General features: G+C 48.6%; 19 protein-coding genes. 6 read left to right on the top strand and 13 right to left on the bottom strand.

Annotated elements, in window-relative coordinates; all coding sequences use genetic code 11:
* The gene (locus tag LEUMU_RS0121170; RefSeq protein ID WP_022954311.1) at positions 1-291 is read left to right on the top strand and encodes a CopG family ribbon-helix-helix protein; all 291 of its coding nucleotides are present in this window, start codon (positions 1-3) and stop codon (positions 289-291) included.
* Positions 279-575: a type II toxin-antitoxin system RelE/ParE family toxin gene (locus LEUMU_RS0121165; RefSeq protein WP_022954310.1), complete on the top strand. Its 297-nt coding sequence runs from the start codon at positions 279-281 to the stop codon at positions 573-575. The genes LEUMU_RS0121170 and LEUMU_RS0121165 overlap by 13 nt, the downstream gene beginning before the upstream one ends.
* 193 nt (positions 576-768) lie before the next feature.
* On the opposite strand, the gene LEUMU_RS0121160 is transcribed toward LEUMU_RS0121165, so the two are convergent.
* From LEUMU_RS0121160 to ccoN, 7 genes are all read right to left on the bottom strand, one after another.
* Complete coding sequence (locus LEUMU_RS0121160) at positions 769-1,332, bottom strand: Uma2 family endonuclease (RefSeq protein WP_022954309.1); 564 nt, start codon at positions 1,330-1,332, stop codon at positions 769-771.
* Between the two features lie 289 nt (positions 1,333-1,621).
* Positions 1,622-3,004: a cytochrome c oxidase accessory protein CcoG gene (gene ccoG / locus LEUMU_RS0121155; protein ID WP_022954308.1), complete on the bottom strand. Its 1,383-nt coding sequence runs from the start codon at positions 3,002-3,004 to the stop codon at positions 1,622-1,624.
* Entirely contained in the window at positions 3,001-3,327 is a 327-nt protein-coding gene (locus LEUMU_RS27200; RefSeq protein ID WP_022954307.1) for a hypothetical protein, read from the bottom strand. Before LEUMU_RS27200 ends, ccoG begins: the two co-directional genes overlap by 4 nt.
* 15 nt (positions 3,328-3,342) lie before the next feature.
* Positions 3,343-4,221 (bottom strand): cytochrome-c oxidase, cbb3-type subunit III, encoded by an 879-nt coding sequence (ccoP, locus tag LEUMU_RS0121145; RefSeq protein WP_022954306.1) that lies wholly within the window; start codon positions 4,219-4,221, stop codon positions 3,343-3,345.
* A complete protein-coding gene (locus LEUMU_RS0121140) occupies positions 4,214-4,378 on the bottom strand; it encodes a cbb3-type cytochrome oxidase subunit 3 (protein WP_022954305.1) in 165 nt (54 codons plus the stop codon). The genes ccoP and LEUMU_RS0121140 overlap by 8 nt, the downstream gene beginning before the upstream one ends.
* Complete coding sequence (gene ccoO, locus LEUMU_RS0121135; protein ID WP_022954304.1) at positions 4,375-4,989, bottom strand: cytochrome-c oxidase, cbb3-type subunit II; 615 nt, start codon at positions 4,987-4,989, stop codon at positions 4,375-4,377. Before ccoO ends, LEUMU_RS0121140 begins: the two co-directional genes overlap by 4 nt.
* A 3-nt stretch (positions 4,990-4,992) precedes the next feature.
* Complete coding sequence (gene ccoN / locus LEUMU_RS0121130) at positions 4,993-6,420, bottom strand: cytochrome-c oxidase, cbb3-type subunit I (protein ID WP_022954303.1); 1,428 nt, start codon at positions 6,418-6,420, stop codon at positions 4,993-4,995.
* 191 nt (positions 6,421-6,611) lie between these two features.
* Here ccoN and LEUMU_RS0121125 point away from each other — a divergent pair, with 191 nt between their 5' ends.
* Together LEUMU_RS0121125 and msrA are read left to right on the top strand one after the other, a co-directional pair.
* Positions 6,612-7,331 carry a YebC/PmpR family DNA-binding transcriptional regulator gene (locus LEUMU_RS0121125; protein ID WP_022954302.1) on the top strand — a complete coding sequence of 240 codons (720 nt, stop codon included), beginning with the start codon at positions 6,612-6,614 and terminating at the stop codon, positions 7,329-7,331.
* 182 nt (positions 7,332-7,513) lie between these two features.
* Entirely contained in the window at positions 7,514-7,999 is a 486-nt protein-coding gene (gene msrA, locus LEUMU_RS0121120) for a peptide-methionine (S)-S-oxide reductase MsrA (RefSeq protein ID WP_022954301.1), read from the top strand.
* A 63-nt stretch (positions 8,000-8,062) separates the two neighbouring features.
* Here msrA and LEUMU_RS0121115 read toward each other — a convergent pair whose 3' ends face one another.
* From LEUMU_RS0121115 to LEUMU_RS0121090, 6 genes are all read right to left on the bottom strand, one after another.
* Entirely contained in the window at positions 8,063-8,272 is a 210-nt protein-coding gene (locus LEUMU_RS0121115; protein WP_022954300.1) for an RNA-binding S4 domain-containing protein, read from the bottom strand.
* 9 nt (positions 8,273-8,281) lie between these two features.
* Complete coding sequence (locus tag LEUMU_RS0121110) at positions 8,282-9,601, bottom strand: leucine-rich repeat-containing protein kinase family protein (RefSeq protein ID WP_022954299.1); 1,320 nt, start codon at positions 9,599-9,601, stop codon at positions 8,282-8,284.
* A 26-nt stretch (positions 9,602-9,627) separates the two neighbouring features.
* Positions 9,628-10,407 carry an IclR family transcriptional regulator gene (locus tag LEUMU_RS0121105; protein WP_022954298.1) on the bottom strand — a complete coding sequence of 260 codons (780 nt, stop codon included), beginning with the start codon at positions 10,405-10,407 and terminating at the stop codon, positions 9,628-9,630.
* A gap of 74 nt (positions 10,408-10,481) precedes the next feature.
* Positions 10,482-11,771, bottom strand: a complete 1,290-nt coding sequence (locus LEUMU_RS0121100; protein ID WP_022954297.1) for a TRAP transporter large permease — start codon at positions 11,769-11,771, stop codon at positions 10,482-10,484.
* Positions 11,772-11,781: 10 nt separating this feature from the next.
* Positions 11,782-12,312: a TRAP transporter small permease gene (locus tag LEUMU_RS0121095; protein ID WP_022954296.1), complete on the bottom strand. Its 531-nt coding sequence runs from the start codon at positions 12,310-12,312 to the stop codon at positions 11,782-11,784.
* Positions 12,313-12,406: 94 nt separating this feature from the next.
* Positions 12,407-13,636: a TRAP transporter substrate-binding protein gene (locus LEUMU_RS0121090; RefSeq protein WP_022954295.1), complete on the bottom strand. Its 1,230-nt coding sequence runs from the start codon at positions 13,634-13,636 to the stop codon at positions 12,407-12,409.
* Between the two features lie 181 nt (positions 13,637-13,817).
* On the opposite strand from LEUMU_RS0121090, the gene LEUMU_RS0121085 reads away from it, so the two are divergent.
* Both LEUMU_RS0121085 and LEUMU_RS28375 read left to right on the top strand, forming a co-directional pair.
* Entirely contained in the window at positions 13,818-15,455 is a 1,638-nt protein-coding gene (locus LEUMU_RS0121085; RefSeq protein ID WP_022954294.1) for a GMC family oxidoreductase, read from the top strand.
* 87 nt (positions 15,456-15,542) lie between these two features.
* On the top strand, positions 15,543-16,442 hold the full coding sequence (locus tag LEUMU_RS28375) for a beta/gamma crystallin-related protein (RefSeq protein WP_022954293.1): 900 nt from the start codon (positions 15,543-15,545) through the stop codon (positions 16,440-16,442).
* Positions 16,443-16,572 lie beyond the last annotated feature (130 nt).

Genomic DNA, 16,572 nt, shown 5'->3' with positions numbered 1-16,572 from the left:
ATGTCACAAGCAGCAATAAAACCGACATCGGTAAAGCTGGATGTCGATACCAAAAATAGAATTAAACAACTCGCAGACTCCAGAGACCGCACCGCTCACTGGGTCATGCAGCAAGCTATTCAGCAATACTTAGATCGTGAAGAAAAGCGTGATCAATTCCGAAAGGAAACAATAGCGGCATGGAATGACTACCAAGAAACAGGTTTGCATGTGACGGCGGATGAAGCCTCTGATTGGCTAGATACTTGGGGAACCGATAAAGAAACTGAAGCACCTATATGCCACAAGTAACATTATCAGCCAACGCACTACGTAACTTAGACCATTTGCTTGAGTTCCTTAGACCAAAGAACCCTGCCGCAACGCGCCGTGCAGCACAAGCGATCAAGAAAACACTAAAGCTACTTGCTGATAATCCCGAAATTGGGCGTGTCATTGAGGATATGCCGGAGGAGTATCGCGAGGTTGTCATTGATTTTGGTAAAGACGGTTACTTGGCACGCTACCGCTTTGATTCAGATGAAAATACTGTCGTTATACTAGCCATCAAGCATCAGCGTGAACTTGATTATTAAGTAATTTAATAACCACTCCCTGTCATCCTGCAATTGAATCAAAGGCACATAAACTTACGGTTAAACGGTCTAGCCCCTGAAATAATGAAGGCATCGTTTCCCTCCAGAGAAGGAAACAAATTCAATTTATGTCTTTTTACAAAAGGGCAAGGTAGTTATGCCTTTGTTTAGCCGTATAAATTTGAGTAATTAATCAATCAAACAAAGTATCCTCATACAAAACCGCCACAGATAAAGTCACACCAATAGACTTCAGCTGTAGCGTATTTTCCAAATCCCGATACTCATGCAGCAGCCACTCATCTTTACTTTTACGCTGATGGTGTTCAACATGGACAGACTCAGAGTCCACCAGCAGATATTCTTCCAGCGTTGGAATTGAGCGGTAATGCCAAAACTTATCACCCCTGTCATAGCTGCGAGTTGATGGCGACAGCACCTCGATAATCAATACCGGATTATGTAACGTCCCCTGCTTGTCCGTCAGCTCAGGCTCACCACAAAACACTGAAATATCAGGATACGTATCAAGGCCAGAGGGCGTGTGGATACGCATATCGCTATTCATCGGCTGACAAGGTTTTCCACGTAATGCATTGCGCAACGTCGTGGCGATATTCAGTCCAATAGTGGAGTGATTGAAAGACCCACCTGCCATTGCAAAAATATCACCTTGAAAGAATTCATGCTTCTCTGGAGAAATGTCATCTAGCTCAAGATACTCATCGCGGGTTGCTTTATTTTTGATGACTGACACTGGGCCACCTTCCAAGTCGTTTGTTTGAGTTTAGCATGACATTAATGAGATAGGATTATAGTGAAAATTAGATTATTTAGACTTCCACTCGTAATGCATCAAACCAAATAAATCCCTCATTTTAATGCAATGGAAGTACTAAGATGTGCCACTTTAATGCAGCCAGTGAATTAAAGTGGCACATTTATCTGAGTGCTTGGGCTAGGCAGTCTCTGATATTACAAAACCCATAACCAAAAATAGCCCGGAAAACCGGGCTATTTAAACTAACTATTTAGGCTCAGAGCCGTTACTGACTCGGCCCAAAAAACCGCGTTTCCTCAGTAATAGAATCCGGTGAATCCCCTTCCAGCTCACTCAGTTTCAAGTGCACTGTCTGGCTAGCGGCTACCAATTTATCCTTCGGTACAGTCACCTGCACGGTAATATTAGCAATTTCCCCTGCCTTCACCACACGATCATTTACCATCTCAACCTTGGCATCTCGCAAGCCTTCGATCACCAGCTGATAACGTTGATCCACGTGGCTTTTGTTCATGACTTTCAGGTTATAAGTGTTTTCAATCTGATTACCCGAGATCACTTTATACAGCGCATTGCGGTCCCGCAGAATGTCCATCTGCACGCTACTGCGCATCATCAAGGCAATCAAAAAGCCAATCGCCAGCGCACCGAGTAAGGAGGCATAAATCACAATGCGCAGTCGCAGTATTTTAGTCTTGCGCCCTTCGGTGGTTGCCTCGGTAGTGTATTGCACCAAATTGTGCGGCTTACCGACGCTATCCATGACCTCATTACACACATCGATACAAGCAGCACAGGCGATGCACTCATATTGCAGGCCATTACGAATATCGATACCGGTTGGGCACACCTGCACACACAGGCCGCAGTCGATACAGTCACCGGCTTTATCGGCATTTTCATTACGCTTTTTGCCTTTCATGCGTGGCTCACCACGCGCCTCATCATAGGCAATAACCAGTGTGTCTTTATCAAACATGGCACTTTGGAATCGCGCATACGGGCACATGTATTGGCATACTTGCTCACGCAAAAAGCCGGCATTGCCATAGGTCGCAAAGCCGTAAAACAGCACCCAAAACAGCTGCCAGAATGAGGCATCAAAGGCCCACAGTACACTGGCTAACTCTTTGATCGGTGTGAAGTAACCCACAAAGGTGAAGCCGGTCCACAGCGAAAAACTCACCCACATCACTTGCTTGAGCACGCGCTTGCGGATTTTCTCCGGCGTCCATGGCGACTTGGTCAGTTTCATCTGCTGGGCGCGCGAGCCTTCGACTAAGCGCTCCATCCAGATAAAAGCATCGGTCCAAACCGTTTGTGGGCAGGCGTAACCACACCATAAGCGACCGGCTAAGGCGGTAAAAAAGAATAACGATAGCCCTGCCATAATCAGCAGCAGGGTTAAAAAGAAGAAATCCTGTGGCCACATGGTAAGGCCAAAAATATGGAATTTACGCGCAGGCAGATCAAACAAAATTGCCTGACGACCATTCCACATAATCCAAGGCGTGAAATAGTAAATACCCAGCAATACCAGCAACGTGATATTGCGCAAGCGCTGGAAAAAGCCTTTAGTTTCACGCGGGTAGACTTTTTCATGTTGCTTATAAAACTGGATGGGTTGTGGGCTCGCATTGTTACTCATGACTTGCCCTCCTCATCGTCTTCATCTGGCTCGTAAGCCTGACGTAAATGGTTAACCGAACGGATCGGTGTTGCCAATAACCAGGCCACCATTGCACCGGTGGCACTGGTCAATAGCCAGAACAAAAAGAACCCAACGCTGTAACTTGCCGTGCGACTCCAGTCCAAGGGATAGGTCGCCTGCCCCATAATCACTAGCGGATCAAAAATAGCAAAGAACAGGGCGGTGGCGATCGCTGCCGTAACAAACGATACCCACACCACCACGCCGATACTGCGATAGAGCTCATATTCCGGCGGATGTGTTTCAGGCAAAGGGTTCATAGTGTCCTCCTTAAATTACTTGGATAAGGATGTGACGTAAGCTGTCAAAAGCTTGGTTTCGGCTTTAGTCAGCAAGGTCTCATGCGCGGGCATCTGGCTTTGACGGCCATTCAGAATAACATCCTGAATTTGTGCCAACTCAGAGCCATGCAGCCAGATATCATCGGTTAGATTAGGCGCACCCATTAGGATGTTCCCTTTAGCATCTGGCCCATGACACGCCATGCAGGTTGCAAATAAAGCCTCACCTTTCTTCGCTTCCTCAGCATCGGCTTCTGCCGCGCGGCTACCCAAAGTCAGTACGTAATTGGAGACTTGCGCCACCTGTACTTCGTTTAAGCCCAGCTTTGGCATCACGCCAGCACGCCCTTTTACAATCGAGTGCTCGATTTGCTCAGGTGAGTTGCCGTACAGCCAATCGTTATCCGTCAGATTCGGGAAGCCTTTCGCACCCTGCGCCGCCGAACCATGGCAGCTTGCGCAGTTATTGGAGAACAAGCGCTCAGCCGTTTGCATTGCCGCAGGATTCTTTGCTAACTCTGTAATATCCAGGTCTGCAAACTTCTCAAACGCCAACTTTTGGCGATCAATCATCTCCTCACGTGCTTCTTCAAACTGTGAGGTTTGAGTCCACTTCAATGCGCCTTTGTAGTTACCTAAACCGGGATACCAGTACAGGTAAATCAGGGCAAACACGATGGTGATCACGAACAACCACAGCCACCAGCTCGGTAGTGGGTTGTTATATTCTTCCAGTGTTTCATCCCACACGTGGCCAGTGGTCGACTCTTCGTCTTTACCATTAGGTCGTGCGGTGACAAACAATAACCAAGACACCCCAACAATATTTCCAATCACCAAAATGATGATGTACCAACTCCAACCGTCACTCATGGCTGCTCTCCTTTTTAACCGGTGCATCATCCTCTAATGGCATGTGCGCCATCTTCTCGAATGTTGCTTTGTTGCGTTTGCTATAAGCCCAAAATACGATGCCGAGAAACACGACGATTAAGATCGCCGTCATCACTCCACTAAAGGTTCCGCTCATTGCTTCGCCCTCCCGTTATTGGCTACGCCAAGGAATTGCAGATACGCAATCAGGGCATCCATCTCGGTAACGCCTTTCACTTTTTCAGCCGCACCGTCGATTTGCTCTTGGGTATAAGGATGGCCCAGCATGGTCAGCACATTCATCTTGGTAGTGATCAGCTCAGGATCAACCGTGCGCTCTGCCAACCAAGGGAAGCCCGGCATATTGGACTCAGGTACCAAATCACGTGGATTCATCAAGTGCATGCGGTGCCATTCATCGGTGTAACGACCACCAACCCGCGCCAGATCAGGCCCGGTACGCTTGGAGCCCCACTGGAACGGACGGTCATACACTGACTCACCCGCCACCGATGCTGGTCCGTAACGCAAGCTCTCAGATACAAACGGACGAATCATTTGAGAATGGCAGTTGTAGCAACCTTCACTCACATACACATCGCGACCGGCTAATTCCACCGGAGGATAGGGCACCACGCCAGGCGCTGGCTTGGTGGTCTGTGCCTGATACATGAGCGGCACAATCTCCGCCAAACCGGCCACACTGATGACAAGCGCAATTAACACACCCATCACGCCGACATTTCTTTCAATAAAATCGTGTTTCATGACTTATGCTCCTTGCACTGCAACAGCGGGTTTAATGCTGATGACGACTGGCTTCACTTGGTAGATGGTTTTGTACACGTTGTACGCCATCATAAACATGCCGCCGAGGAACATCAGGCCACCTAAGAAACGCACCACGTAGTACGGGAAGGTCGCTTTAATACTCTCGATAAAGGCATACGTTAAGGTGCCGTCATCGTTTACTGCATTCCACATCAGACCTTGCATAACGCCCGCAATCCACATCGCTGCGATGTATAGCAGTACGCCAATGGTGGCCAGCCAGAAGTGCGTGTTAATTAAGGAAGTGCTGTACATTTCCGCTTTGCCGTACAGCTTTGGAATCAAGGCATAGATCGAACCGATAACGATAAAGGCAACCCAACCCAGCGCACCGGAATGCACGTGGCCAATGGTCCAGTCGGTGTAATGTGACAAGGCGTTAACCGTCTTAATCGACATCATCGGGCCTTCAAAGGTAGACATTCCGTAGAATGACAGGGAGACGATCATGAACTTCAGAATCGGATCGGAGCGCAGCTTATGCCAAGCACCGGACATGGTCATGATACCGTTGATCATTCCACCCCAAGATGGCGCGAGCAGGATGAGTGAGAACACCATGCCTAATGACTGCGCCCAATCGGGTAATGCGGTGTAGTGCAAGTGATGCGGGCCAGCCCACATGTATACAGAGATCAGCGCCCAGAAGTGAACCACGGATAAGCGATAAGAATAAACCGGACGGTTTGCTTGCTTAGGCACGAAGTAATACATCATTCCCAAGAAGGCAGCCGTTAGGAAGAAACCTACGGCGTTATGACCATACCACCACTGGCTCATGGCATCGACCGCGCCAGAGAATACAGGGTAGGACTCAGTCAAACTCACCGGTACAGCCAAGTTATTGACGATGTGCAGTACCGCAATGGTGATGATGTAAGCGGCAAAGAACCAGTTAGCCACATAGATATGTGAGACTTTACGTTTGACCAATGTTCCGAAGAACACCACGCCGTAAGCCACCCAAACAATCGTAATCAGAATATCGATGGGCCAGATCAGCTCAGCGTATTCTTTAGATTGGGTGAAGCCGAATGGCAGTGTCAGCGCGGCTAATACGATGACCAGATTCCAACCCCAAAAGGTGAAAGCCGCCAACTTAGGCGCAAATAAGGGAACCTGACAGGTGCGCTGCACGATGTAGTAGGAGGTCGCGAACAATGCGCTTCCGCCAAATGCAAAAATAACCGCATTGGTGTGCAAGGGTCTTAATCGGCTGAATGTCAAAAACGAGACGTCGAAATTCAGGGCTGGCCACGCTAATTGCGCAGCGATGAGTACGCCAACACTCATCCCGACTATGCCCCAGATAATGGTCATAATCGAGAACTGGCGCACTACTTTATCATTGTAGGCTAACTCACTCATGCATCGCTCCTTACGCAAGCATCACTCATAAAATTCATTGCGAATTATCAATGACGGGCTGAAAATCATCTTTGACCTAGGTCAAGTAACAGATTGTTAATGTAAGGGCTCAGCCGAACTAAACGTTTCCTAAGCTGCCTCAAAAGCGTTAGAATTCGCCTCTTTAACAGTTTCTACGGAGCAGCCGCGTAATGGGAAGAGCGTACCAAAACCGCAAAGAATCCATGGCCAAGACTTCAAATATGAAGGCCAAGGTTTACAGTAAGTACGGACGCGAAATCTATGTTTGCGCCAAAGCAGGAGGTGTTGACCCTGAGGGTAACCTTGCGCTTCGCAGCTTAATTGAGCGCGCAAAAAAGGACCAGGTTCCTACTCACGTTATTGAAAAAGGTATCGAGAAAGCCAAAGGCGGCGGTGGTGAAGATTACTACCCTGCTCGCTACGAAGGCTACGGCCCTGGCAACTGCATGGCGATTATCGATACGCTAACGGATAACCCGAACCGTACCTTTGGTGATGTTCGCCTGTGCTTCACGAAGACCAATTGCAAAATCGGTACTCAGGGCTCAGTGACTCACATGTTCGATCATCTGGCGATTTTCAAATTTGCCGGCGATGACGAAGAAGCGGTACTAGATGCGCTGATGGAAGCGGATGTTGATGTCACTGATATCGAAAACGAAGATGGCATGATCTCTGTGTTTGCACCGCACGATCAGTACGGTAAAACCAGACAAGCCATTTTAAGTGTGGTGCCGGATGCTGATTTTGAAGTGGATGAGATTCAGTTCCTGCCACAAGTGATGACGCAGATCAGTGGCGAAGACGATACCGCAATGTTTGAAAAATTCATGGATATGTTGAACGAGCTGGACGATGTTCAGAACGTTTATCACAACGCTGAGTTATAAGTTTTTCTGCACAGCAGAATAAATCGCACTAATTGCCGACCACTCTACTATCCTTTAGCTAGAGGTCGGCAATTTTTGTTTCCAGACATTTTTTAATATCATTAGCGCACTCCTGAATATTGCATCCCGCTCGCGGTATGGATACTGTTAGCGAAATCACACAGACAAACACGGAGCGTAAAATGATTAAGAAAGCCTATTTGGCCGGCGGCTGTTTTTGGGGAATGGAAGACCTGATCCGAAAGCAAGACGGCATTATTAACACTGAAGTTGGCTACACCGGTGGCGTTGCCCCAAACCCGACTTATAAAAGCCATGAAGGCCACGCCGAAGCGATGCTGATCGAATACGACGATGAGATCATGAGCTATCGCGAGTTGCTGGAATACTTCTTCCGCATTCATAACCCGACCACGCGTAACCGTCAGGGTAATGACATTGGTACATCTTATCGCTCAGCGATTTTCTATCAGAATGAAGAAGAGAAAGCCGAAGCAGCAGCCATGATTAAGTTTGTGGATGAGTCAGGCAAATGGCCTGCACCAGTAGCAACGTCGTTGGAAGCCTTTGACGTGTTTTACGATGCGGAAGACTATCATCAGGATTATTTGGAGAAGAATCCGGGCGGCTATACGTGTCACTTAGAATATTTTCAGTCTTACGACTAAGCCAATCTGTACCCTGCCTAACTGCTAATCAGCAACTTAGGCAGGACTTGGCAAGGTGTGCGATTAAACGACGTGCACCTTCTGCCCATCAAACTCAACAATCGTATCCGTGTAGATTTTACAGCGCTTACGCAACTCCACTTCACCATTCACGGTGACATGTCCGTCTGCGATCAGGCTTTTAGCCAATCCGCCGCTATCAATCATGCCCGTGACTTTTAACAAGCTATTCAACTCGATATAACCACGGTCATCTAATTTAAACTCTTCCATAATAGTCTCTTATAACTTTTGTAATTCGGCTTTAATGTCCGCCAAGCTAGGACGCGCCGCAGGCTTTGGATGCATACAACGGTTTTTCAGCATAATCAGCGGCTCAAATAAATCAGGGAAATCATCGCCATCATAGCTACTACCTAGCAAATCCTCCAGCAAACAACCAAATGCGCGCACTTCTAGTTTTTCCAGACCGCTACGCTGCCCCGCACTTAAACCCGCTAACGATGACGCCGCTCCGAAATCACCGAATAATACTTCGGCCTCCGGATTAATCAGGATGTTGTGCGCGTACAAGTCGCCATGGCAAATCCCCTGCTCCCAAAGATATACCAGCACGCCAGCCATCTGATTAGCAATCAGGCTGACCGCTTCGGTCGATAACATAAAGTCATCATCAAAATGGTCGCGGGTACAGCTGGCAAAGGTCGGTGGCTCGCCCAAGTTATCAAAGCTTTCCGGGATCAAACCCATTACCAAGCCCAACTGCTCCGGCTGCTCAACACGCGCCAGCAACTGCACTAAGTTATCGTGATTACCCGCGGCTAAACAAGCGTGTAACTCATCCACCGGATAGCCATCGCTAGTCACATTCGACTTAAAAACTTTAACGGCAATTGGCTGCTCAGCATCTGCTAACTCGGCTGGTGATTTCACCCAAGATGCCCGATAAATCACACCGGATGCGCCCTGCCCTAAGACTTCATGCTGCTCGATATCATCAAAGCTCACATTCACAAAAGCGGCTGGGTCGGCTGCAAACTCACCACAAAAGGGATTACCAGAATAAGCCAGCCAAGCCAGCTTGGGTAATTGCAGTAAAAACTCAGGCAAGGCTGTTAGCTCGTTGGCCGAGATGCGCAATAACTGCAGCGCACGGCAATTGGCCATCGACTCTGGCAAACTGGTCAGCTTATTACCCGCCAGCATCAGCTTTTGCAAGGATGCTAATTGCCCCATAGAGTCTGGCAGTTGCCCAATTTGGTTATCGGTTAAAATCAACCAGCGCGTGGCTTTGGGTAAGGCATTTTCAGCAACGGTGTGAATGCGGTTGGCTTTAAACCCAATCATCTCCAGCTTCGGGCACTCGGCCAGTACGTCCGGCAGCACTTCAAACTGGTTATTGGATAGAAATAGCACTTTTAACTGTGTTAAACGCGCGAAATCATCCGGCAGGCTAGTGAGCGCATTGCCAGATAGATCTAAGGTTTCCAGCGTATCCGCCAGATCAAAAATTTCAGTGGGGAATTCAGTCAGGTTTTCTGACAGCTGCAGGCGCGTGGCATGCTTTAGCAGCCCGGCTTTAAGGTCGGCGAGGGTATGCAAAATGGTGGTTCCCGGTTGCAAATAAGTTAAACAGACTCTTCAGGATCGCAATAGCAGGCCGCCAAAGCAGCTGCGGCGCGCCTGAGCGAAGGAATATACTGGCGTAAGTCCTCTATTTTACGTCGGGTTGTCGGTGCATGCACGGCCAACGTAAAAGAAACCCGATTGGCGCTATCAAAAACCGGCACCGCAACAGCGACCATGCCATCCAGCAGCTCTTCATTATCGTAGCCAATGCCTTCTTCTTTGATCTTTTTAAGCTCCACTTCCAACAGCTCTGGAGACACAATAGTACGTACGGTATTGCGGGAAAGTGGCGCAGCATTCAATAAACGCTTACGTTCCTGCGGCTTCATATGCGCCAAAAACAACTTACCACTGGCAGTGGCATGTAACGGCAGTCGTGAGCCGGGATGCAGGTCAACCTTGATCGGCCAATTGCATTCCACCCGATCGAAATACAAAGTGTGATTGCCGTCCAGCATGGTGCAGTTGCAAGTCTCGCCAATCTCTTCAGATAACGCCTCAAGAATGGCATGACGCGGTGCGCCAACAGTGTCGTTTGAAATGATATTAATGGAAAATTTCTTAAGCAGATGCCCCACCACAAAACGGCGGTCGGTCGGGGTCCGTTGCAGATACCCTTCATCTTCAAGCTGCTGAGCAATACGGTGGACGGTTGGCTTTGGCAGCCCCAAAATCTCCACTAACTCAGCGGTCGAAAGCCCCCGTGGAGCCTCAGCAATATTTTCCAATATTGCGAGGCCACGAAGTAATGTTGAACTCGAACTGACTGTTTTTGACATGGCGTCCTGTTGATAATTTATCGGGCTGTCGTGCAGCTTATCAGACTCCTTCTTAACATCAAATAAATCGAGCCTTAGTTAAGCCCTCCGAACTGTAGTAAGAACAGTGAAAGCGGAGGCCAAAACGCCACCAGGAACCAAGCAGCCATGAGTGCAACGAGGTATGGAATCACGTGCTTTACGATCTGCAAATAAGGGATACCGGTGATGCCACTGGCAACATACAGATTCAACCCATAAGGTGGTGTAATAAAGCCGATTGCATCACCCACTAAGAAGATTACCGCGAAGTGAATCGGGTCAACACCGGCGGTATAGGCAATTGGTGCCAAAATCGGCGCTAAGATAATGGTGTTAGGCAAGCTCTCCAACACCGTTCCCGCTGCCAGTACCAACATCATGCAAGCAATCAGAATCCAGAATGGATCGCCTAAGCCAGAGATCAACCCGCCCACGTATTCACCCGCACCCAGCAATGACAAAATCTGCTGCATAACGACCGACACTGCAATTAACGGCGCGAGCATTCCGGTGATGTGACCGGAGCGCATTAAGATCGCAGGCAAGTTACGAATCTTAATTTCACGAGTGACCAAGATACCGGCTAACACACTAAAACCCACCGTGACACTGGCCGCTTCTGTAGGTGAGAAAGTACCGGAGTAAATCCCGTAAACCACGATAATAATCGCAAGGAAACCAAGGTAGGCGCGTAAACCGGTACGCAGAATCCGCTTAGGTTCAAACTTAATAATATGGCCCCAACCGTTGCGTCGGCTGATCACCCAGCAGGTGAACATCATCGCCACAACCATAAGTAAGCCCGGCAACATCCCAGCAATAAACAACTCACTAATCGGCAGGTTTAGCAGGAAGCCATACACAATAAAAATAATACTGGGCGGAATGATAATCCCCACCGTACCACCGGCGGCAATCGTCGCTGCCGCAAAGGTTTTATCGTAGCCACCTTTCGTCATCTCCGGATGCATAATGCTTCCGATAGTGGCCGTAGTCCCTGAGTTTGAACCGGAAATGGCCGCGAACATGCCGCAGGCGCTGATGGCCGCCATACCCAAACCACCACGGGCAAAGCCCAATAGCGAATAAGCAAAGTCGGATAAGCGTTTAGCGATACCGGCGGCATTAATCAGGTCACCTGTCATAATAAACAGCGGCAGCGCCAGAAGACCAAAGAAGCTCAAGCCTTCAAACAGCGTAACGCCCACATTGGCCAAGGTAAAATCAATAACAATACTGACACCGACGACCCAAAATCCGATTACCAAAAAGATTGGCACTCCGATAATGAACAAGAGTGTCACTGCGACGGAGATAACCGTCACCCATAGGTTCTGATCCATGAATTATCTCCTAATCGTCGTTTAACAGGCCTTGTAAGATAAACGGCTCGCCGCGTTTATACTTGCCAAGATCTTCAATGAAATTCTGAATAACGCGAATCACCAGCAGGCTCCAGGCCAACGGCGTCGCCAGATAGAACCACCACTCCATGACATCATCGGTACCACCGACAATCGCGAAGTTATCATAGGAGATGTAGACCTGAATGGTGGTGTAGTAGATAACGATGGACGCAAACACAATCCATAAAATCGCATCCAAGCCAAGACAATATAATTGCATCTTAGCGGGCATCCGGCTGCGCACTTCCGACAGCGCAAGATGGGTGCGTTTTTTGATGTTGTACGAGGCACCAAACCACGTCAGCCATAAGAACAGCAGAACCGGGATGGTGGTACTCCAGGGAGCTTGCACACTAAAGACAAATCGTCGGATTACCTCAACAAAGATAATGCCGGCCATCGCGGTATAGGCAATGATAATAACGACTTTTTCGGCATTATTATCCAGCCATCTTAATAGAAAGCGAAGTACGACCATGCGATAATTTCCCCTCATTAGTCAAAGCATGAACAGGCACCCCTCGGCACCTGCCCATACTTAGAACACGTTTAAACCAGTGGCGCTGACAGGATCAGCCTCTCCACCAGCGATTCGGTTTAACATTGACTGCGGACATGTCCTTTGGAATCTCACGCGCGATGTCGTAGATTTCTTTGTACGTATCGTGCCCGCCGGACCATTTGTTCAAACGCTCACGCCACTGCTCCCAGGGCTCTGGCACAAACTCTGGTGAACACATTTCTTCCGCTTCTTTGATCGCCGCATCCGACAGGGTTGCCACACGGGTACCATTTTGAGCAAATACTGTGCCTGGCTTCTGTGGCGTTGTACCACCCACGATGTCGAATAATGCTGCTTCGTTCATGCCTTGCGTGAAGATCTGCGCGGTATAAGAAGACTCCATCACCGCCTCTTGCAGTGCAGAACCCAACTTATCGAACACTGGCAAACTCATTGACGTGTGCTCAGTACCGCAGAAGAATTTCAGATCAACCGACTGAGACACCACTGGAGACATACCGGCATAAGCCACCGCACCAGCCCAAGTCTCAGCCCCATCAATCAAACCGGTTTTCAAGGCATCCAACGTCTCAGACCAAGCCACTGGTACCGGATTCAGATCCATCAATTGCATGGCGATACGCCCTAACTGCGTGCCGGTTACGCGGTTCTTGGTCCCCGCTAACTCTTTAACGGACTGCACTAATGGCTTATCTGCCCACTTCAAACCAAGCTGCAGGCCACGCAACTCACAGTGAGAGAACAGGAATTGTAACTTGTGCTTTTGACGCAGCGGTTCACGCAGCAGCGCTTCACTCTTATGGCTGTACAGGAAGTGATATTGCGCCGCGCGGGATGGGAACATGTAGGCATAATCCAGCACATTCAGATACGGTGCGCCACCGGCTGAGTTTTGGGTGGATGCGGAATACATATCGACAATACCCTGCTGTGTTTTCTTAACACAGTCGACTTGCCCACAGATTTGGTTGCTACCAATAAACTCGACACGAATCGCACCATTAGTACGCTCTTCGATATCACGAGCAAAAAACAGCTGGCCTGATTTTTGGATATCCAGATTGGCGTCATTAAAGCCAGACGCGCCGAATTTGAGTTTGAATTTAGGTTCTACAGCGTAGCGCTGCTTATCAGTTTCTTCAGCAGCACGAGCCAGTTGAGACAGAGAGGCGGTAGTTCCCAGAGCACCTGCAGCAAGCAGGGTTGACGTCATACCATAACGTCCGGAAACACGCATAAAATCACGGCGAGAGACGCCAGTTGAGTCATCTTTGTACATCGATCTCCTCCTATTGAGACAGCCAAACGATTAGTCCGGCTTGAATTCATAAGATCATAAACAATACTAAAAATCAAATATTCTTATTGTTTTTTGATACGAATGATCTCATTATTTGAAATATCAGTTTAAAAACTGTAGCAATCGATAGTTTATCGAGACTTACGAGGAGAAAATCTGAATGCCACAATCCCCTGACCAAGGTCCGCAACAGGACGCTTATGACTACATCATTATTGGTGCTGGCTCATCTGGCTGTGTACTGGCCAACAGGTTGTCAGCCGATCCCAATAATCGTGTTTTGCTACTGGAAGCTGGAGGGGCGGATGTTAATCCGTGGATTCATGTTCCCGTCGGTTACTTCAAAACCATGCACAACCCCGGTACCGATTGGTGCTATATGACCGAGCCGGATACCGGTATTAACCAACGTCGCCTGCAATGGCCACGCGGTAAAGTACTGGGGGGCTCCAGCTCGCTAAACGGCTTGCTGTATGTACGCGGACAAGCTGAGGATTATGATCGCTGGGAAGCGCTTGGCAATAAAGGCTGGTCTTACGAAAACGTGCTTCCCTATTTCAAAAAGTCTGAAGATCAGGAGCGTGGCGAGAATAAATATCACGGCGTCGGTGGCCCATTAAAGGTGTCCGATTTGCGCTTAAGACGCCCGATTGCTGATCATTTTATCGAAGCGGCAATTCAAGCCGGCATTCCCCGCAATCATGATTACAATGGTGAAACCCAGGAAGGCGTTGGCTATTTTCAACAGACAGCCTATAAGGGGTTTCGCTGGAGTACCGCGAAAGGCTTTTTAAAGCCAGCTCGTAAGCGCCCCAACCTCACCGTCAAAACCCGTGCGCACATTGGTCGTGTTTTATTTAGTGGCACTCGGGCAGTGGGTGTTGAATTTTACAAAGGTGAAAAGCTGCAACAGGTGCATGCCAATAAGGAAGTGATTCTCTCGGCGGGCGCGATTGGTTCGCCACAGATTCTGCAATTATCAGGAGTCGGCTCTAAAGCATTGTTAGATAAACATCAGATTCCGGTAGTCAAAGATTTGCCGGGCGTTGGGCAAAACCTGCAAGACCATCTGCAAATTCGCTTGGTATTTAAAACCAGTGAAAGCACCTTGAATGACGAGCTTAATAGTTACTTCAAACAGTTTAAGGTTGGCTTGCAATACATACTGAAGCGCACTGGGCCGCTGACTTTAGCCGCTAGCCAGATTGCCGCATTCACCAAAACAGATCCCAGTCTTGACCGCCCTGATATTCAATTTCATATGCAGCCGCTGAGTGCTGATAAACCGGGTGATGGCGTGCACCCTTTCTCGGCCTTTACTGCGTCGGTGTGTCAGCTGCGCCCGCACAGCCGTGGTTATATTGAGATTAAATCCAGTGACCCTTTTGAGCATCCGGCGATTCATCCCAATTACTTATCGGATGAGCGCGATCTAAAAGTGGCGGTAGAGAGCGTGAAAATTGCTCGTAAGATTGCCGACGCGCCAGCGCTCAAGCCACACATTATTGATGAGTATGTTCCCGGCCGCCAATTCCAAACCGATGAAGAATTACTGGATGCCGCGCGCCGCTTTAGCCAAACCATTTACCACCCAACCAGCACCTGCAAAATGGGACATGATGAAATGGCCGTAGTGAATGATCGCCTGCAAGTGCATGGCATTACCGGCTTGCGCGTGATTGATGCCTCGATCATGCCGGAAATTGTTTCAGGCAATACCAATGCACCGGCGATTATGATTGCTGAGAAAGGTGCGGATATGATTTTGGAGGATGCGCGCCTGACGCAAACTGCATAAAAATCAAAGGATTCCCTGCAAAACTCAGAGACTGTACTACGCTTTAGAGAAGTCAGAACTAAATCTGACGCTGTGAGGAAATCCAATATGAAGACTCTCTCAATCAAGAGGCTGGCAGCCTTAAGCGTGTTATCCATCGCCGCTTATTTGCCAGCTTCTGCCTTTGCCAATGCCACACTCTATCAGCACTGCGACTTCGGTGGCGCACGTGTCACACTCGGCCCCGGTGACTACGATCTACCCGCGCTGAATGCCCGTGGTATTCGCAATGATGACATCTCATCACTCTCATTAAACCCCGGTTATCGAATCACTATTTATGAACATCATCGCTTCGGGGGTCGCTCCCTGACCTTCTCCGGTAACGACTCTTGCTTAGTGAATGACCGTTTTAATGACACCTTATCATCGCTGAAAATTCGCAAGATTCAACCACCACCAAGACCCGGCGTTGCCACGGTTTACCAGCACTGCAACTACGGCGGATACGGTATCAATCTACAGCCTGGGAATTATGATCTGGCTGACCTAAACCGTTTGGGCATTCGCAATGATGATTTGTCGGCACTTAAAGTGAAAGCCGGTTATGAAATTGTCGCCTATCAGCACCATCACTTTGGTGGTAAAGCACTGATATTCAGGGGCAATGATAATTGCTTGGTTGATAACCAATTCAACGACACGATTTCATCGATTCGCGTGCGTCGAGCGACTCCACCGCCAGTGGCGACGGTGTATCAACATTGTAATTTTGCAGGATATGCCCGCAATCTGGCACCAGGGCGTTATAACTTAGGTGCGTTAACTCGCTTAGGTATTCGTAATGATGACCTATCTGCGCTCAGAGTGCCTAATGGTCTGGAAATGATCGTCTACGAGCATGATAACTTCGGTGGTCGTGCATTGACCTTCCGAGGCAATGATAATTGCTTAGTGGATAATCGCTTTAACGATATTATTTCATCAGTTGTAATACGTCGGCGATAAGCAAAGTGTCCGCAGCATGGTTATGCCTTGCTGTGGACTGATTTACTGCTAAATTCCGCACCGCCCTCCAGTCTGTACAAAAAACAGTAAAATATTCTCTATTTTCTTTCCTATACTAAGAAGACCACGT

The organism is Leucothrix mucor DSM 2157, assembly GCF_000419525.1.
Classification (GTDB): Bacteria; Pseudomonadota; Gammaproteobacteria; order Thiotrichales; family Thiotrichaceae; genus Leucothrix; species Leucothrix mucor.
The sequence above is the reverse complement of the archived record's forward strand: the minus strand, read 5'-3'. Positions and strand labels throughout refer to the sequence as shown.

Coding starts and splice junctions, on each gene's coding strand:
- LEUMU_RS0121170 (WP_022954311.1), top strand. CDS start 1: ATGTCACAAGCAGCAATAAAACCGACATCGGTAAAGCTGGATGTCGAT.
- LEUMU_RS0121165 (WP_022954310.1), top strand. CDS start 279: ATGCCACAAGTAACATTATCAGCCAACGCACTACGTAACTTAGACCAT.
- ccoG (WP_022954308.1), bottom strand. CDS start 3,004: ATGAGTAACAATGCGAGCCCACAACCCATCCAGTTTTATAAGCAACAT.
- LEUMU_RS27200 (WP_022954307.1), bottom strand. CDS start 3,327: ATGAACCCTTTGCCTGAAACACATCCGCCGGAATATGAGCTCTATCGC.
- ccoP (WP_022954306.1), bottom strand. CDS start 4,221: ATGAGTGACGGTTGGAGTTGGTACATCATCATTTTGGTGATTGGAAAT.
- LEUMU_RS0121140 (WP_022954305.1), bottom strand. CDS start 4,378: ATGAGCGGAACCTTTAGTGGAGTGATGACGGCGATCTTAATCGTCGTG.
- ccoO (WP_022954304.1), bottom strand. CDS start 4,989: ATGAAACACGATTTTATTGAAAGAAATGTCGGCGTGATGGGTGTGTTA.
- ccoN (WP_022954303.1), bottom strand. CDS start 6,420: ATGAGTGAGTTAGCCTACAATGATAAAGTAGTGCGCCAGTTCTCGATT.
- LEUMU_RS0121125 (WP_022954302.1), top strand. CDS start 6,612: ATGGGAAGAGCGTACCAAAACCGCAAAGAATCCATGGCCAAGACTTCA.
- msrA (WP_022954301.1), top strand. CDS start 7,514: ATGATTAAGAAAGCCTATTTGGCCGGCGGCTGTTTTTGGGGAATGGAA.
- LEUMU_RS0121115 (WP_022954300.1), bottom strand. CDS start 8,272: ATGGAAGAGTTTAAATTAGATGACCGTGGTTATATCGAGTTGAATAGC.
- LEUMU_RS0121105 (WP_022954298.1), bottom strand. CDS start 10,407: ATGTCAAAAACAGTCAGTTCGAGTTCAACATTACTTCGTGGCCTCGCA.
- LEUMU_RS0121100 (WP_022954297.1), bottom strand. CDS start 11,771: ATGGATCAGAACCTATGGGTGACGGTTATCTCCGTCGCAGTGACACTC.
- LEUMU_RS0121095 (WP_022954296.1), bottom strand. CDS start 12,312: ATGGTCGTACTTCGCTTTCTATTAAGATGGCTGGATAATAATGCCGAA.
- LEUMU_RS0121090 (WP_022954295.1), bottom strand. CDS start 13,636: ATGTACAAAGATGACTCAACTGGCGTCTCTCGCCGTGATTTTATGCGT.
- LEUMU_RS0121085 (WP_022954294.1), top strand. CDS start 13,818: ATGCCACAATCCCCTGACCAAGGTCCGCAACAGGACGCTTATGACTAC.
- LEUMU_RS28375 (WP_022954293.1), top strand. CDS start 15,543: ATGAAGACTCTCTCAATCAAGAGGCTGGCAGCCTTAAGCGTGTTATCC.